The following is a 16,047-nucleotide window of genomic DNA, read 5'->3' on the forward strand; positions in this document are numbered from 1 at the left end:
GGGTGCGGCGCGCGGGGCCGGTCGTCGCCGTTGACGGCCGACCCCGCGCTTCACCGTCCTCAGTAGACGGTGGCTTGCCGGGACGTCGCCCTGATGCCGTTGGAGCCGTTGAAGATGCGGTTGCCCCAGGTGGTCAGACTGGCGCGGTTGAAGCCGGAGACCATGTCCAGGTACTCGACCCCGCCGCCGTTGCCGCTCCACGACCAGCCCAGGTAGCCGATGCGCTGGGACTGGGCCGTGGCCATGATGGTGTTCTCGTCCGGGTTGCCGTCGGAGTGGTTGTCGCCGAACTCGCCCACCACGATCGGCAGCCGGTTGTTGACGAAGGTGTTCAGGTAGGACGTGACCTCGGCGGCCGTGTCGTACACGCCGTACATGTGGATCGAGAAGACGGTGTTGCGCTGGGGGTCGGCGTTGAACACCGAGGACGCGTTGTCGCGCATGGTGTTCGACCAGTCTTGACCCCAGTTGGGCGCGTCGACCACCAGGGTGTGGGTGAAGCCGTTGGACCGCAGCCGGGAGATGGCGTTGCGGGTGTCGTTGGCCCAGTTGCCGTAGTTGTTGTTGCCGTACGGCTCGTTGCCGATGTTGACGATGACGTAGCGCTCCTGGCCCACCAGGGCGCTCTTCACGCCCAGCCAGTAGTCGACCGCCTTGTTGAGGTCGACCGCGCCGCTCTGCTCGCCGTAACCGGTGGTGTCGTGCGCCTCCAGCACGCAGACCAGTTTGCTCGACCGGCACTGCGAGACGATCGTGGACACCGCCGAGGTGCTGGTCCAGGTCCAGCGGGCGCCGGTGCTCAGCACGACGCGGACGGTGTTCGCGCCGAGCGCCTTGATGTCCTTGAGCGCCTGGGCGGTGCGGTCGGGGTACCAGGCGTGCGCGTGGTTGACCCCGCGCATCACGAACTCGCTGCCGTTCGCGTCGTAGAGCCGGCCGTTGCTGACGTAGAAGCCGTTCGCGGCCGACGCCGCGGGTGCGCTCAGCAGCGGTGCGAGCGCCGCGAGCAGGGTCGCCACCGCGACCAGGGCCCATCGTTTGACCACGTCTACCTCACCATGTCGTCGTTGACATCGTTGACATCCGGTCCGCCGGGCGGGCGGCGGGACTCGGCCTGTTCTCGGATACAACCAGTTAACCGGTTAAGCGTCAACAGGTGAGGTCGGCGTATTGGTTGGCTGTGTCAGGGCTTAAGCGGTAAATATTCACCTGGACCGTTTGGGTACCCGGAATGGTCCGGGCGGCAGGGCGTTCCGCTGTGCCGACTCGCCCGCGGCGGCCGCGGCTGGTCAGCGGCGCTCTCGTGCGGTGACGCGGTAGCCCGACTCGCACAGGGCCGGCTCGCCCGTCACGACAAGGACGTCGAGAGCCACCTCGATCCGGCGTGCCAGGCCCGGCTTCACCAGGTCACGGGCGGCGTCCAGGGTGTGGAGGCCGACCGAGCGGATCTCGGGATCGGTGGGTTCGATCCCCGTCACCTCTTCCTCGGTGATCACTCCGCCGTCGAAGACGAACGCCAGCCCTTCGGGCATCGGCCCGTCGGTGGGGATGTGGTCGATCAGCAGGAGCCGGCCGAGCGGACGGTTGATGTGGATCTCCTCCAGCACCTCGCGCACGGCTGTTCGCCAGGGTGCCTCGTCCGCGTCGACGGAGCCGCCGGGGATTTCCCAGGTCCGCTTGTAGGTGGTCTCGACCAGGAGCACCCGGCTCTCCGCGTCCCGGAAGAGGACGCCTGCGGACGCGCGCTTCCGGTTCAGCGAGGCGGCGTACTCCTCGAACGGCAGAAGGTCCACGGCACAGGAGGCTACCGGGCGCGCGAGAACCTCATCCCGTCCACCGGCGCCGGGGATCTTCGCGCTGTCGTGCGCGGAACGCCCGCCGCGCGGTGTGGACCACCACCGCGCGGCGAGCCCCTCGCGCTACGGCAGCGTCGGACCGAGGTACGGGATCTCGGTGCCGGTCGACGCCACCGCCGTCGGCGCCTCGCCGCACAGCGCCGCCGGGACCACGGTGAGCAGCACGTGCTGGTGCGCCGCGACCGGGGCGGTGATGTCCTGGTTCATGCCGGCCGACACCTGGCCGCTGAGGTCGGTCGTGTGCAGGCTCCACGTGTTGTAGCCCGGCAGGTCGCCGCCGTGGCCCCACAGGTCCGGGCCGCCGCAGGGGCTGGGCAGGCGCATCAGGCCCAGGCCGTAGCCGATGGGGCCCAGCGCTCCCTCGCGGAACTCCTTCATCCGCGCCAGCTGCTCGGCCGGCAGCAGGCGCCCGCCGAGCAGCGCGCGGAAGAAGCGGTTCAGGTCGTCCGGGGAGCTGATCACGTTCCCGGACGCCCACAGCCGCGACCACACGTACGTCGTCACGTCGGTGAGCGGGGCCTGCTCGCCGTAGAGCCGCTCGTAGCCGCGCGCCGCCGGGCGCGGCAGGAACGGCTGGTGGCTCGGGAAGGACGTGTCCCGCAGGTGCAGGGGGCGGAAGACGCGCCGCTCCAGCTCGCCGGCGAGCGAGCGGCCCGTGATCCGCTCGACCAGCAGGCCGAGCACGGTGTAGCCGGTGTTGGAGTAGGAGAAACCGGTGCCGGGCGCGAACAGCAGCGGCACGCCGTCGGTCGCCCGCCGCACCAGCTCGGCCGGCTCGAAGCCCTCCCAGCGCTTGGTGTCGACCTCTTCGAGGGTCTGCCAGTGCGCGATGTCGCGCGGCACGCCGGAGGTGTGCCCGAGCAGCTGGCGGACGGTGATCGGCTCGGCGTAGGGCAGCAGGCCGGGCAGGTGGTCGGCGATCGGGTCGTCGAGCCCGAGCCGGCCCTCACCGACGAGTTGCAGCACCACCACGGCGACGAACGTCTTGGTCACGCTCGCGACGCGCACCCGGCCGCGCGGGTCGGGCGCCCGCCCGGTCCGCAGGTCCCCGACACCGGCCGAACCGCGCCAGGTGGCGCCCCCGTCGACGACGGCCGCGTAGGAACCGGGCACGCCGGCGGCGACCACCTGCTCCAGCGCGTCCCGCACCGGCGAGCCCGGACTCGCCTGGATCCCCGTCACCGGACCGGCGACGAGCGCCGCCACCGCCCCGACCACGATCAGTGTCCGATTCATCCCCATGTGGACAGACTGCCCGACCGGCTGCCGGCAGGCCACTCGCGGGGTCCACGACCGGTCACGGTTCGCGCCGGGCCGGCTGGGCGAGCCACGCGGTTCGAGGCGGGAGACAGGCGGCCGGGACCCCGCCCCGTCGAAGTCCCGCCGCGTCAGAGCCCCGCCCTGGCCCGTGCCGGGTCCAGCGTCGGTCCCGAGGCGAAGGAGGCGAGCCACCCGGCCTCGACCTCGACGGGGGTGGTTCCGGCGTAGCCCAGGGCGATGAGCGCGTCGCCGCCCGCACCCCGCGTGAGCGGGAAGGCGGTGCCGTCGTCGGTGACGAGGTGGTGTGCCCGCCCGCTCCGGACCAGGGCACCGCGGCCCGCCGGGATGCCGGACGTCCGCGCCAGGTCCAGTTCCGACCGGGCGAGCAACTGGTCCGGCGGCGGCAGGCGGTCGGGCGCGCCCGGGATGCCCAGGGCCGGGCCGGGGACGGGCAGCTCGGCCCGGGGCACGACCTTCGGGCTCACGTCGGAGCGGCCGAGGACCAGCAGCGCGGACGCGTGGTTCGGCACGGGGCGCAGGCGTCCGTCGAGGACCACGTAGCGGGCGCCGGTCTCGCCCTCGGCCAGGAAAGCGCCCTCGTGCCACCACGGGGCGGCCACCGTGGTGGCACGGCCGGCGACGCCCAGCGACAACGCCGCCAGGACGGCCGCGGTGACCAGGGCGCCGGCCAGCAGACCGAGGCGCAGCCGCCGCTCCGACGAGTCGACCCGCCACCGGCTACCGGTGACCAGGGCGGAGGACAACCGGGACGCGAGGTGCCGGTGTGCGCCGCCGCCGAACGGGGTGCTCATGCCGCGATCCAGCCGTACAGGCCACAGACCCAGGCGAGGACCGGGAGCAGCACCACCACGAGCCCGAGTTCGCCCAGCGCCACCCACCTCCGGGTGGCCGGCGACGGCCGGTCGCCCCCCAGCGCCAGTGCCGTGGCCGCCGCGGCGACCACCAGCGCCGCGGGCCACCGGAGGGCGGGCGGCGCGTGGAGGGCCGCGCCCACCAGCGCCGCGCTCAGCAGCAGGGTGCCGGTCACCGCACCCGCGAGCCGTTGCGGGAGGAGGCGGAACCGCCGCGCCCGCACCAGGACCAGTGCCGCGAGCACCGCGCACAGCACCGCGCCCGGCGGACCAGCCAAGACCGGCACCGGGATCGCGGCGAGCACCACGATGTCGGCGACGACCAGACCCGCGGTCAGGAACCGCTGCGCGTCGTGCGCGAACTCGGCGGTCACGTCGGCGTGCGGGTCGTCGTCCGCGGCCCTGAGATCGGCGATGTCCTCCGGGATCGGCGGGACGGTGATGCGCGCGGCCCTCAGCGCGAGCCCCGGCAGCAGCGGCTGCACGAGCACACCGGTGACGGCCAGCACCGCGCCGACGGTGGCCGGCGGGACGCCCGCGGCCCACGCGGCCGCCGCGCCCGCGGTCACCGCCGCGCAGGTACCCGCGGCGACGAAGACCGACCGCGACGACGACGCGGACAGCGCGGCGAGGACGGCCGTCACCCCCGCGGCCACCGAGGCCGCGAGCACCTGCGACGGCGCTCCGGGCACCAGCGCCGCGGCGCACGCGGCCGCGTGCGGCACCGCCCCGCCGCGCAACGCCGCCGACGCCGCCGCGCCGCGGGGCGCACGGGCAGCGAGCAGGCCGGCGAGCAGGAGGAGCACCGCACCGGCGCCCGACACCACGGCGGGCAACCGCAGCGCGGCGAGCGCGGTCAGCGCCACGAACGCCAGCACGGCCCATGCGGTCCTGGTGTGCTCGATCCGCCAGTGGTCGGGCCGCAGCGCGGTGGCCGCGGCGACGGCCTCCACCGGGTCGTCGAAGCCCGGTTCCGGCACCAGCGACGAGGGGGTGCGCAACACCAGCACGTCACCGTGGCGCAGGCCGAGTTCCGCGGCGCTGCGGGCGGTGTCGAGCGGTTCGCCCTCCCGGTCGCAGATCAGCAGGCCGCGGTGCTCCGAGGCGGTGTGGCGGCTGATGGCCGGCAGCACGTCCGCCACCGGCACCGACACCGGCAGCACCAGGTCGACCAGCCCGCCCGGAGTGATCACGGAGACCCGGCACACCTCCCGGTCGACCTCGCCGCCCACCCGCACCTCCACCCGAACAGCCCGGAGGAGCAGCCTACCCATCCACCCCGCCCCGTCAGTAGGCTCGCCGCCCATGAGCAGCGTGCCGTTCCGCCGACGGCGCCTGGCCGCCCCGGAGGTGTCCGGCGGTGAAGTGCACCTGGAACCGCCACCGGAACTGCCCTCCGCCGCCGATCCCATCAGCCTGGTCACCGCGGACCTGCTGCTCGTGCTGTCGGTGCTCGCGGCCGTCGCCGGGTCGGCGCTGCTGCTGGTCGGGCGCGGCCAGGTGCCGCTCACCCTGGTCGGGGTCGCGCTGATCGCCGGTGCGGTGGGCGGCGCGGTGCGGTCGTCTCGCGACCGGCGCGGCTCCGTCGACCAGGACCGCGTCGACTTCGAGCGGTACCTCGACCAGATGCGCGAACGGGCGCGGGAGGCCGCGACCGCGCAGCGGGCCGAGCGAACCTGGGTGCACCCGCCGCCCGATGCCCTGTGGTCCCTGGTGGGCACACCCCGGATGTGGGAACGGGTGCGTGCGGACTCCTCCTTCGGGCACGTCCGGGTGGGCACGGGTCCCCAGCGGTTGGCCACCCGGCTGGTCCCGCCGCAGACCGGGCCGGTCGAGGAGCTGGAACCGCTGTCCACGCTGGCGCTGCGCCGGTTCGTCCGCCGCTACTCGCTGGTGCCGGACCTGCCGATCTCGGTCGCGACGCGGGGCTTCGCCGGCATCCGCTTCAGCGGCGACGAGGAGAGCGTGCGCGGGGTCGTGCGGGCGATGCTGTGCGCGTTGGCCTTCTTCCACGGCCCCGACGTGTTGCGGATCGCGGTCGCCGCCGGGCCCGGGGAACTGGCCGAGTGGGACTGGGTGAAGTGGCTGCCGCACGTCCTGGACCCCACGCGCGCCGACGGCGCGGGACCGGCGCGCCTGATCGTGGGCTCGATCCGCGAGCTGGAACGGCTCCTGGGCGACGACCTGGCCCGCCGCCCCGCCTTCAAGCGCGGGGCGCCGCCGCTGGAGGACCGGCGGCACCTGGTGGGCGTGCTCGACGGCGTCACGCCCGAGCACGACTTCCTGCTGACCCCGGAGGGCCTCGGCGACGTCGCGGTGCTCGACGTGTCGGGGGTGGGGCTGCCCCGCTCGCGCTCGCTGGCCCTCGCCGTCGCCCCGGACGCGCTGGAGGCGCTGTCCTCCACCGGTGCGGAACGGTTCGGCCGGCCGGACCACCTGAGCAGGGCGCAGGCCGGGGCGCTGGCCCGGCAGCTCGCGCCGTACCGGCTGTCCACCGGGCAGGCGGCGCTCGGGGGCCCGACGCGGGCCGACTCGTTCCCCGGCTTGCTGGGGTTGGACGACGTGGACGCGCTGGACGTGGACCGGCTGTGGGCCCTGCGCGGCGAGCGCGAACTGCTCAGGGTGCCCATCGGGTACGACGACCGCGGCCGGCCCGTCGAGCTCGACCTCAAGGCCGGGACCGGTGTCGGACCGCACGGCCTGGTGGTCGGCCGGGCCGGCGCGGGCAAGACCGAGCTGCTGCGCGCGCTGGTGCTGGCGCTGGCGGTCACCCACCCGCCGGACGAGGTGAACCTCCTGCTGGTCGGGGGTCCCGAGTTCCTCGACCTCACCGCGTTGCCGCACACCACCTCCGTCGTCCCGGTGCACGGGACCGACGCCACGCAGGTGGCGTTGCTCGAACGCCTCGGCCACGCCCTGACCGGCGAGCTGCACCGCAGGCGGAACGTGCTCGGCGAGCACGGGAACCGGCGCGACCACGAACGAGCCCGCGCGCTCGGCGCCGACCTGGAGCCGGTGCCGGCGCTGCTGATCGTGCTCGACCGGTTCGACGCCCTGCCGGACGTGCCGGAACTGCACGCGGTCCTGCTCGAACTGGCCCGGACCGGGACCTCGCTCGGGGTGCACCTGCTGGTGGCGGTGCGGCAGGTGGGCGGGAACTCCCCGCGCGGCCTGGACCGGTTCGCGTCCTACCGGATCGCGATGAGGGCCGACTCACCCGAGGAGAGCCGGGCGACGATCGGCACCGACGACGCGCACGAGCTCTACCCGGGCGAGGGCCTGCTGGTCCACCGGAGCGGGACCGGCAGGTTCGTCGTGCCGCCGGTGTCCGGGCCGGTGGGCGGGGCGGGCGGGTCGCCCAGACCGGTCCTCCCGTTCACCGGTGAGCACGTGCCCGTGACGGCGATCGAGGCTCCGGACCACCGGACCAGCCTGCTGGCCGCGGTGGTCGGGCGGCTCGTGGGTCGCGCGCCACGGGCGCGCCCGGTCTGGACGCCGCCGCTGGACGCGGCGGCCGGGCTGACCGAGCTGCTCGGTCCGCTGCGGGAGGACCCCGCGCGCGGGCTGTGCCCGGAAACGGGCGGCGGCGGGCTGCTGGTGCCGATCGGGCAGGTAGACGACGTCCGGGAGCACCGCCACGACACGCTGGTCGTCGATCTGTCGGGGCACGTGGTGGTGGTCGGCCGGCGGAGGTCGGGCAAGAGCTCCGTGCTGCGCGCGCTGGTGATGTCCCTGGCGCTCACGCACACACCGCGCGAGGCGCAGGTGTACTGCCTGGACCTCGGTGAGGACGGCGCACTGGGCGACGTGGCCGGGCTGCCCCACGTCGGCGTGGTGGCCGGCGCCCCGGACACCCAGCGGGTGCGGCGGACCGCCGAGCTGGTCTCGACCCTGCTGGCCGAGCGCGAGGAGCTGTTCTTCCGGGTCGGCGTGGACTCGATGGCGGACTACCGGGCGCGGCGCGCGGCGGGCGAGTTCGGCGAGGCCCCGTACGGCGACGTCCTCGTGGTGGTCGACGACTGGGGCCGGCTGCGGCGGGAACACCCCGGTGTCGCCGACGGGCTCGCCGCGTCGGCCGCCCGCGCCGCCGACCACGGCATCCACCTGGTGGTGACGGCGACGGCGTGGGAGGACGCACCGCACCGGTCCGGGTCCGCGCTGTGGTCGGTGCTCGAACTGCGCCTGGCCGACCCGGCGACGTCGGAGGTGGGCCCGCGGTACGCCGCGCGGGTGCCGGAGAACCGCCCCGGGCACGGCGTGGAGGGTTCCGGGCTGCGGTTCGTCACGGCGCTGCCCCGCGCCGACGGCCACACGACGTCGGAGGACCTGCCCGCCGGGCTCGCCGCGCTGGTCTCGCGGATCCGCGGCGCGTGGCCCGGTCCGCACGCCCCCGCGCCGCCGGTGCTGCCGGACCGCCTCGACGCCGCCGACCTGCCCGCGGTGCCGCCGGGCGGCGCGATCCCGATCGGGATCGGTGGCCGGTCGGCGCGGCCGGTGTTCGTCGACTTCACCGCCGCCGCCCACTTCCTGGTGTTCGGTGACCGCGGCTCGGGCAAGTCGACCCTGCTGGGGCTCGTCGCCGAGGCGCTCGCCGGCCGCCACCGTCCCGGGGAGGCACGCGTGCTCCGCTGGGACCGCCGCTCACCGCCGTCGGCGGAGGAGATCGCCTCCGTGGTCGAAGACCTGAGCGGGCGCGAGGACGGCGGGTGGTCGGGCCCGGGGTACTTCCTGCTGGTCGACGACTACGAGGCGATGACGCCGCCGGGCGGGGTCAGCCCGCTGCGCCCGCTGGCCCGGCTGCTGCCGCGCGGTGCGCAGATCGGTCTGCACGTGGTGATCGCGCGACGGGCGCGGGGCGCCGCGCAGGCCAGGTACGAGACCGTGCTCGCGGCCCTGCACCGGATGGGCACGCCCGGTGTGGTGCTCAGCGGCGACCCGGACGAGGGCGCGGTGCTGGCCGACCAGGCGCCGGTGCGCCGGTCACCGGGCCGGGGCGTCCTCGTCGACCACGACGGCACGACCTCCGAGGTGCGGCTGGCCCGGACGGCTCAGCGACGCGGTTGAGGCGCGGTGACCGGCAGGCCCGCCTCCTGCCGGATCCGGCGCCACTGCGCGGTCAGCAGCGCCAACCGGTCCCCGGTGTCGGTGGAGCCCGCCGCGTCGGTGAGGTACGCCCACTCGGCCGGGGTGAACACGGCGAGCACGCCGCTGGGCAGCTCCCCCAGCACGGCGGCTCCGCGCCCGAGGGGGAACGGGGCCAGGCCGCGCCGGCGGGCCGCGGACAGCGTTCGCCGCACGAGGTCGGACGCGCTCCGCGCGAGTGGGGCCAGGTCGACCCGCGCCAGCGCGACCTCCAGCCCGTAGGCCGGCGGCAGCCCGGCGGGGCGCATCACCTCCAGCGCGAGTACCACCTCCAGGTAGAGGGCAGGTTCGAGCCGCAGCAGTTCGCGCATGTCGGCCGCACGCGCCACGACGGCGACGCGGTCGCGCAGCACGGCGTCGACGATCACGTCCCGACCGAAGTGGGCGGCGGCGAGCCTGATGGCCTCGGCGGCCACCCGCGGCCGCTCCCCCGTCACCCGGTCGAGGAGTTCGGGGAGGTCCTGCGGGTCGCGAGCGGTTCGTGCGACCGGCTGTCGCAGCAGGACCCCGATCAGCGCCGACCGCTCGGGCTCGGGCACGGGGTCGAGGACGCCGACGACGTCGGTGAAGCGGCGGATCGGGACCTCGGGGTCGAGCAGCAGGCGCAGCACGTCGGCGACCGGCGGCGCGCCACCGGTCCGCGCGGGGTGGAACAGCGCGTCGCTCAGCTCCGCCAACGGCAGGACGCCGGCCAGCACCCGGTCGAGGGCGCGGTCCCCGACGAAACCCGTGCTGCGGTGGACGTCCGCCACGCCCCGGCGGTCCACCGCGGCCGGGCGCTCGGCCGCGGGGCGCAGCTCGACACCGACCGGGGCGCCGCCGTGGTCGGTGACGAGGCCGACCTCGTCCAGCAGCGAGCGCCACGCCTCGTCGTCCAGGCACGCCCACCAGGACAGGGCGAGCTGGCGCCACCGGGTCGGCGCGTCCTCCGGCTCGCCGAACAGGTCCGCGAGCCGCACGCCGCCCTCCGCGGTGGCGAGCAGCAGGAGCAGGACGTTGAGGCTGTACACGGCCATCCGGGTGGGCAGCTCGGGGTCCGCCGGCTGGTAGGCGTCGAACCGGCGGGTCGTCACGGCACGACGGCTGACCCGGAACAGCTCGACCAGGGTGGCGTGGACCCGGGCGGCCAGCGCGCGGTCCCGGCGGGCCAGCTTCACCACGAACCCGACGATCGGGGCGCGGGCGGTGAGGGGCTGGAACGACAGCAGGGCGTGGAGCACCGAATCGTCGGGCTCGGCCCTGGTGGGAACCAACCGGTTGCGCCCCGCTGCGTGCGCGTTGTGCAGGTCGACCGCCGCGTGCACCGCCAGGCGCGCCACCAGGTACTCGCTGAACGTGGCGTGCAGGAATTCGTAGGTGCGCAGTTCGTCGGTCCCGATCCCGGGGGTCCGCGCGGTCGGGTCGGCGAACGACGCCCTGGCCACGTGCACGAAGAAGAAGCGGCCGACGAGCAGCTGCGCCGCGGTGAGGGCCTGGCCGATGCCGACGTCGTCGCGGCGCTGTCCACCGGGATCGCTCAGCAGCACTTCCAGGTCCTGCTGGAGCCCCTTCTCGCTGACGAACTGGCTGGCCCGGTTGAACATCGCGAACGCGGCGAACGACAACTGGTTCAGCTCGTGGTCGATCAACCTCGCCACCTCGTCCTCAGAGGCGCCCGCCCGGGTCTTGTTCACCTCGCGGCGGACGAACGTGGTGAGCAGCCGCTCGTACAGCTCCGCCTGGTCGATCTGGGTGCTCTCCCGCTGGAGCGCGTTGCCGTCGGCGTCGTAGAGGGCGAGCATCATCAACAGCAACGGCTGCTCGGCGAGGTGGCGGTGCCGCCACACGGTGTCCAGTCGCAGGGGTTGCAGATCCAGCGAGGCGCAGTAGCCGGCGTTGGCCTCGTTCCACCGCTCCAGCCAAGCGCTCACGCGCGGCTCGTCGAACGGCTCCAGGCGCAGCACGGTGGCTCCGCGCGGGATGCGGGCCCGGTGCGCCACCACGGTCCGGCTGGTCACCACGACGGCCAGCGGCCGGGACTGGCGGCGCTCGACGTGCTGGAACTCGCGGACGCGCTCCAGGTAGTCGGAGCGGCTGCTGGAGCTGCCCTGGAGCAGTTCGTCGAAGCCGTCGAGCAGGACGACCGGCATCGAGTCGCCCGCGGTGTCGGCCAGGTCGTCCCACTTGACGTCGCGGTGCAGCGCGTCGCGCAGGGAGTGCTCGATCTGGTCCATGATGAGGGCGTCGGCGGGCACCCTGCGCAGGTCGACGCGGATCGGCCGGTAGCCGGAGGCCCCGAGCTGCGCCGCCAGCGCCCTGGTCAGCACGGACTTGCCCGCACCGGGGTGACCGAGCAGCACCAGCGGCAGTTCGGTGGCCACGGGTGAGCCCAGGTAGCCGGCTAAGAACCCCTGGATGTCCTGGCGCACCTCGGTGACGTGCGCGCGCCACCAGCGGTCCTCCGACGGGCTGGCGCCGGGACCGTGCTCCACGGCGCGGAACGCCGGGTTGACGTAGCCGTGCGCCAGCACCGGGATGTCCAGGTCCGCTGCGGCGCCGTGCTCGACGGCCTCGAACAACTGGCGCTGGAAGTCGTCGCGGTAGGCGTGCGCCAGCTCGCCCCACCTCTCCGGCGCGGCGGCGCCGCGCGGTTGGAGCCTGCGCAGCAGGCGGCCCAGCCCGTCCAGGCCGGTGCGGGTCTCGCGGAGCACCGCGACGATGTCGTCCAGCTTGGCGTAGACCTCGGGCGGGACGGCCCGCCGGACCTGCTCCCGGGTGTTGGTGTGCTCCCACACCGAGGTCCAGAACAGGAATTCCGGGCACTCGGCGGCGAACTGGCCCAGGCGTCCCCGGTAGCCGGCCATGGCGGCGGCGGGCAGTTCGTCGCGGAGGAGCTCGTCGACGGCTCCCCGGCGGGTCTCGTCCAGCCCGTCCCAGTACGCGAGACCGCGCAGGAAGTCGGCCAGCCGTCGGGACATCTGCGAGTAGTGCTCGTGGACGTGGTCCATCAGCACGTCGAACGGCCGGTGCGGTCCGGGCGCGGGCACCTCCATCCGGAGCAGCCCGCCCACCATGTCGGCCCGCTCGGGGTCCTCCGCGGCCGCGGAGGCGAGCAGGTCCCGTTCGCGGGGCAGCAGCGTCACACCCGCCAGCAGCGGTTGTGCGGCGACCGTGTCGAAATAGGCGGAGACGACGACGATCGTGTGGGCCGCGACCAGCAGCTCGCCGCGGTGCCGGTTGCGCGTGCCGCGGACCTTCTCCGACCACTGCGCGTGCAGGTCGCCCAGACCTCGGACCAGGTCGTTCTTGGGGTCGAACAGCCCGATGGTCGCGCCGCCGGTGAAGGGTGCAGCGACGGCGAGCACCCCGCCGAGCAGGTAGTCGAGCGCCTTGACGGCCCCGCTCTGCTGCCGACCCACCAGCTTGACCGCGTCCTCGAAGCGCACCGCGCCAATCTATCCCCGCCGCGGGCGGCACCTCGGCGTGTTCGCTGTGACCACGGGGGGTGGGCGCGGCGCCTCGGGCACGGCGAGGCAGGACCGGCGGGTTCGGACGGGGTGAGGCACGCGAATCGCCGCCCGGCACGCAGATCGCCGCCCGAACGTGGCGGGCCGCAGCGCGGGTTTCCTTCGCGGCAAGCCGATCCGTGCCCGATCGGCTTGCCGCCGGACCGCGATCCGCGTACGACGGCGGGCGCCGGAACCCCGGTCCTCCGATCCGGCGAACCAGCCCGCCGGACCAGCTCGGCGAAGGTCGTCCCGGCGGACCAGCGAAGTCTCGAACCCGGAGGTCCCGACCCCCGCCGCTTGCCGCACCGAATACCTAGCTCTACTATGCCTCGCAGTTCTAGGGTATGGAGAGCGCGTGAAACTCACCAAGGATCTCGTGGCCGCCTCGGCGACCCCGATGGTGCTGGGCATCCTGGCCGAGGCCGACAGCTACGGCTACGCCATCCTCAAGCGGATCAACGAGCTGTCCGGCGGCGAGCTGGACTGGACCGAGGGCCTGCTCTACCCGCTGCTGCACCGGCTGGAGCGCCTCGGGCACGTGGAGTCCGGCTGGCGGGCGGTCGCCGGCGAGCGGCGGCGCAGGTACTACCGCATCACCGACAGCGGCCTGGCCGAGTTGGCCGAGCAGCGCCGCCAGTGGACCGCGGTCGTGTCCGCGCTCAAGGAGGTCTGGCGGGAACCCGGGCCGTTCACCGCGAACTTCCCGCTGGGGGGTCACGCGTGACGGGCGACCAGGACGAGCTGGAGGGCCAGTTCGCCCAGTGGCGCCACTACGTGCGGCGCCGCCGCGCGCTGCGGTCGACCGACGTCGAGGAGCTGGAGGACCACCTCCGGGGGTCCGTGGACGAGCTGGTCGCCGCCGGGCTCCGCGCCGACGAGGCGTTCCTGGTCGCGGTCAAGCGCATGGGCAGCCTGGACGAGCTGTCCCGCGAGTTCGCCCGGGAGCACTCGGAACGGCTGTGGAAGCAGCTGGTGCTCACCGGCGGGGACGACGACCCGGCCTCGGGCGGGCGGGCGCGGCGGGACCTGCGCGCGATGGTCCTCTGCGCGGCGGGCGCGGCGGTGTCGGTCAAGGCGCCGGAGCTGTTCGGCCTGGACCTCGACCGGGACGGGGCGTTCTACGCGCTCAACGCCGGGCTGCTGACGCTGCCCTGGCTGGCCGGGTTCCTGGCCTGGCGCCGCCGGGCCGGGAGGGCGCTGGTCGGTCTGCTGGTGGCGTGGTTCGCGCTCGGCGCGGTGGCGGCCAACGCCTACCCGCTCGCGGACGACTCCCAGTCGCTGGTCGTGACCTGCGTCCACCTGCCCCTCGCGCTGTGGTTCGCGGTCGGCCTGGCGTACGTGGCCGACGACCCGCGCTCACCGCGGCGGCGCATGGACTTCATCCGCTTCACCGGCGAGTGGTTCGTCTACTCCGTGCTCATCGCGCTGGGCGGCGGGGTGCTCACGGCCTTCACGTTCGGCACGTTCGAGGCCATCGGCATCTCCCCCGAGGGCTTCGTCAGCCGGTGGCTCCTCCCCTGCGGCGCGGCGGCCGCGGTGGTGGTGGCCGGGTGGCTCGTCGAGGTCAAGCAGGGCGTGGTGGAGAACATCGCCCCGGTGCTGACCCGGCTGTTCACCCCGCTGTTCACCGCGGCGCTGCTGGCCTTCCTCGTCGCCCTCGTGGTGACCGGCGACGGCATCGACGTCGAGCGGGAGGTGCTGATCCTGTTCGACCTGCTGCTGGTCGTGGTGCTGGGCCTGCTGCTCTACTCGACCTCGGCCCGCGACCCGCTGGCCCCGCCCGGCCCGTTCGACCGGCTGCAACTCGCGCTCGTGGCGGCCGCGCTGGCGATCGACGTGGTGGTGCTGGTGGAGATCACCGGGCGCATCACCGAGTACGGCACCACGCCCAACAAGGCGGCGGCGCTCGGGGAGAACGCCGTCCTGCTGGTCAACCTCGCCTGGTCGGCCTGGCTGGTGCTGGGCCTGGTCCGGCGACGCGCGCCGTTCGCGGCGCTGGAGCGCTGGCAGACGAACTACCTGCCGGTGTACGCGGTGTGGGCGTGGGTCGTGGTGCTGGTCTTCCCGCCGGTGTTCGGCTACCTCTGACCCGGGGAGCGCGGGGCGGGTGGCCGGCGGGCCGCCCGCCTCAGCACAGCGGCCGCATCCAGCGGGGATCGGGGTCCACCCAGCCCCGCTTCCCGCCGGAGCCGGAGACGTACCAGTACCTGTTGTCCACCGAGCCGTTGCGGCGCAGCACCTCCAGGCGCTCGTCCCGGACGAACTGGTCGATCACCTGGCCCTCGGCGTCCCGCCGGAAGAGGGTCTTCGCGGTGACCTCGTACAGGTCGCAGGCCGGGTCGACGGGAGGCAGCGCGTCCTCGGGGTCGCCCCGGTAGAGGGTGAACAGCACGCCCGCCAGGCAGAGCAGGCCGGTGACGCCGCCGAGCGCCACCTTCCACCGCTCGCGCGCCCACCAGGACCCCGGGGGTGGAGGCGCCGGGGAATTCCCCTCCGGCGCCTCCCGGGGTAATGGCGGTATTCCCCCCGCGCCCGAACCGTTGTTGCCGTTGGTGCCGTGGTGACCGTTCGAACCGTTCGAGGAATCGCCGCCACGCCTCCTGCGTTCGTCATCGGCCCTTCGGCGGAGCGCGCGGATACGGTCCCACTCCTTCGCCGGAACCCCGCCGTTCCGCAAAATCACGTCGAGGTTCTCCACATTCGGCAATCCGTCACCGGCCATCCACCGCGAAAAGCTCTGCGGTTTCACGCCGAGCGCGTCGGCCTGCTGTCCCCGGGTCGGTTTGCCGGTCCGCCGCGCGAGTTCGCGGAGCAGGACGTGGAACGCCTCGCCCTCGGACCGCGACACCCGCCCGGCGTGCCGCGGCGGTTCGGGCGCCTCTCCCACGCTGTCTCACCCCATCCCAGCCGGTGTATGAGAACCCGCAGGTCAGGACCGTCTCGTCGTACCACGTCCCGTGGAGCCTTCCTCCGGGTCGGTGCACGGACCACTGTCTCAACAGCCGCACGGTCGTGCGGCTCACGACCGGGTTCGTTCCCGTAGCGATGGCGGGCGTTCCCGAAGCGACGGGAGAGAAATTTTATGCGGAAGCTGATTTCACGAGCCGCGCTCGTCTCCGGCGCGGTGCTGGGTGTGCTCGCCCTCGGCGGCGGGGTCGCCGCGGCGGCGCCGGCGGCCGGGTCGACCACCGATGTGGCGGCTTTCGCGACGTGCACCTACGCCGTGCGCTACGACGGTCTCGCGGTCCGGGAGAACCCCAGCCCCGATTCCGTGGCCAGGAAGACCAAGGCTTACGGGTCGATCGTGACCGGCCCGTGCGTCAGCAGCCAGCACTCCAGCGGCGAGTGGTACACCGCCGTGCACTGCGCCTGCGCCACCGACGGGGAAGGCTGGATGCGGACCTCCTACCTGGACCGCATCTCCTAGTC

The 16,047-nt window shown here is 74.2% G+C and carries 11 protein-coding genes; 4 read left to right on the forward strand and 7 right to left on the reverse strand.

What is annotated here, in order from left to right; all coding sequences use genetic code 11:
- Positions 1-59: 59 nt before the first annotated feature.
- The 5 genes from ACFP3R_RS25060 to eccD all read right to left on the reverse strand — a co-directional run bounded on the left by ACFP3R_RS25060 (position 60) and on the right by eccD (position 5,262).
- A complete protein-coding gene (locus tag ACFP3R_RS25060) occupies positions 60-1,046 on the reverse strand; it encodes a cellulase family glycosylhydrolase (protein ID WP_380638881.1) in 987 nt (328 codons plus the stop codon).
- 243 nt (positions 1,047-1,289) lie between these two features.
- The gene (locus ACFP3R_RS25065; RefSeq protein ID WP_380638883.1) at positions 1,290-1,793 is read right to left on the reverse strand and encodes an NUDIX domain-containing protein; all 504 of its coding nucleotides are present in this window, start codon (positions 1,791-1,793) and stop codon (positions 1,290-1,292) included.
- A gap of 126 nt (positions 1,794-1,919) precedes the next feature.
- Positions 1,920-3,092 carry a serine hydrolase domain-containing protein gene (locus ACFP3R_RS25070; protein ID WP_380638885.1) on the reverse strand — a complete coding sequence of 391 codons (1,173 nt, stop codon included), beginning with the start codon at positions 3,090-3,092 and terminating at the stop codon, positions 1,920-1,922.
- Positions 3,093-3,244: 152 nt separating this feature from the next.
- Entirely contained in the window at positions 3,245-3,928 is a 684-nt protein-coding gene (locus tag ACFP3R_RS25075) for a type VII secretion protein EccB (RefSeq protein ID WP_380638887.1), read from the reverse strand.
- Complete coding sequence (eccD, locus tag ACFP3R_RS25080; protein WP_380638889.1) at positions 3,925-5,262, reverse strand: type VII secretion integral membrane protein EccD; 1,338 nt, start codon at positions 5,260-5,262, stop codon at positions 3,925-3,927. Before eccD ends, ACFP3R_RS25075 begins: the two co-directional genes overlap by 4 nt.
- A gap of 31 nt (positions 5,263-5,293) precedes the next feature.
- Here eccD and eccCa point away from each other — a divergent pair, with 31 nt between their 5' ends.
- Positions 5,294-9,052, forward strand: a complete 3,759-nt coding sequence (gene eccCa, locus ACFP3R_RS25085) for a type VII secretion protein EccCa (protein ID WP_380638891.1) — start codon at positions 5,294-5,296, stop codon at positions 9,050-9,052.
- Here the strand turns inward: eccCa and ACFP3R_RS25090 are convergent.
- The gene (locus ACFP3R_RS25090; protein WP_380638893.1) at positions 9,037-12,555 is read right to left on the reverse strand and encodes an NACHT domain-containing protein; all 3,519 of its coding nucleotides are present in this window, start codon (positions 12,553-12,555) and stop codon (positions 9,037-9,039) included. The genes eccCa and ACFP3R_RS25090 overlap by 16 nt on opposite strands.
- 418 nt (positions 12,556-12,973) lie before the next feature.
- On the opposite strand from ACFP3R_RS25090, the gene ACFP3R_RS25095 reads away from it, so the two are divergent.
- Both ACFP3R_RS25095 and ACFP3R_RS25100 read left to right on the forward strand, forming a co-directional pair.
- The gene (locus tag ACFP3R_RS25095; protein ID WP_380638895.1) at positions 12,974-13,342 is read left to right on the forward strand and encodes a PadR family transcriptional regulator; all 369 of its coding nucleotides are present in this window, start codon (positions 12,974-12,976) and stop codon (positions 13,340-13,342) included.
- Complete coding sequence (locus ACFP3R_RS25100) at positions 13,339-14,706, forward strand: permease prefix domain 1-containing protein (RefSeq protein WP_380638897.1); 1,368 nt, start codon at positions 13,339-13,341, stop codon at positions 14,704-14,706. The genes ACFP3R_RS25095 and ACFP3R_RS25100 overlap by 4 nt, the downstream gene beginning before the upstream one ends.
- Before the next feature lie 40 nt (positions 14,707-14,746).
- Here ACFP3R_RS25100 and ACFP3R_RS25105 read toward each other — a convergent pair whose 3' ends face one another.
- Positions 14,747-15,052, reverse strand: coding sequence for a hypothetical protein (locus tag ACFP3R_RS25105; protein ID WP_380638899.1), 306 nt, complete (start codon positions 15,050-15,052; stop codon positions 14,747-14,749).
- A 648-nt stretch (positions 15,053-15,700) separates the two neighbouring features.
- On the opposite strand from ACFP3R_RS25105, the gene ACFP3R_RS25110 reads away from it, so the two are divergent.
- A complete protein-coding gene (locus ACFP3R_RS25110; protein WP_380638901.1) occupies positions 15,701-16,045 on the forward strand; it encodes a hypothetical protein in 345 nt (114 codons plus the stop codon).
- The last annotated feature ends 2 nt before the right edge of the window (positions 16,046-16,047 follow it).

It is taken from the genome of Saccharothrix lopnurensis (genome assembly GCF_042658445.1).
In the GTDB taxonomy this organism is placed as follows: domain Bacteria; phylum Actinomycetota; class Actinomycetes; order Mycobacteriales; family Pseudonocardiaceae; genus Actinosynnema; species Actinosynnema lopnurensis.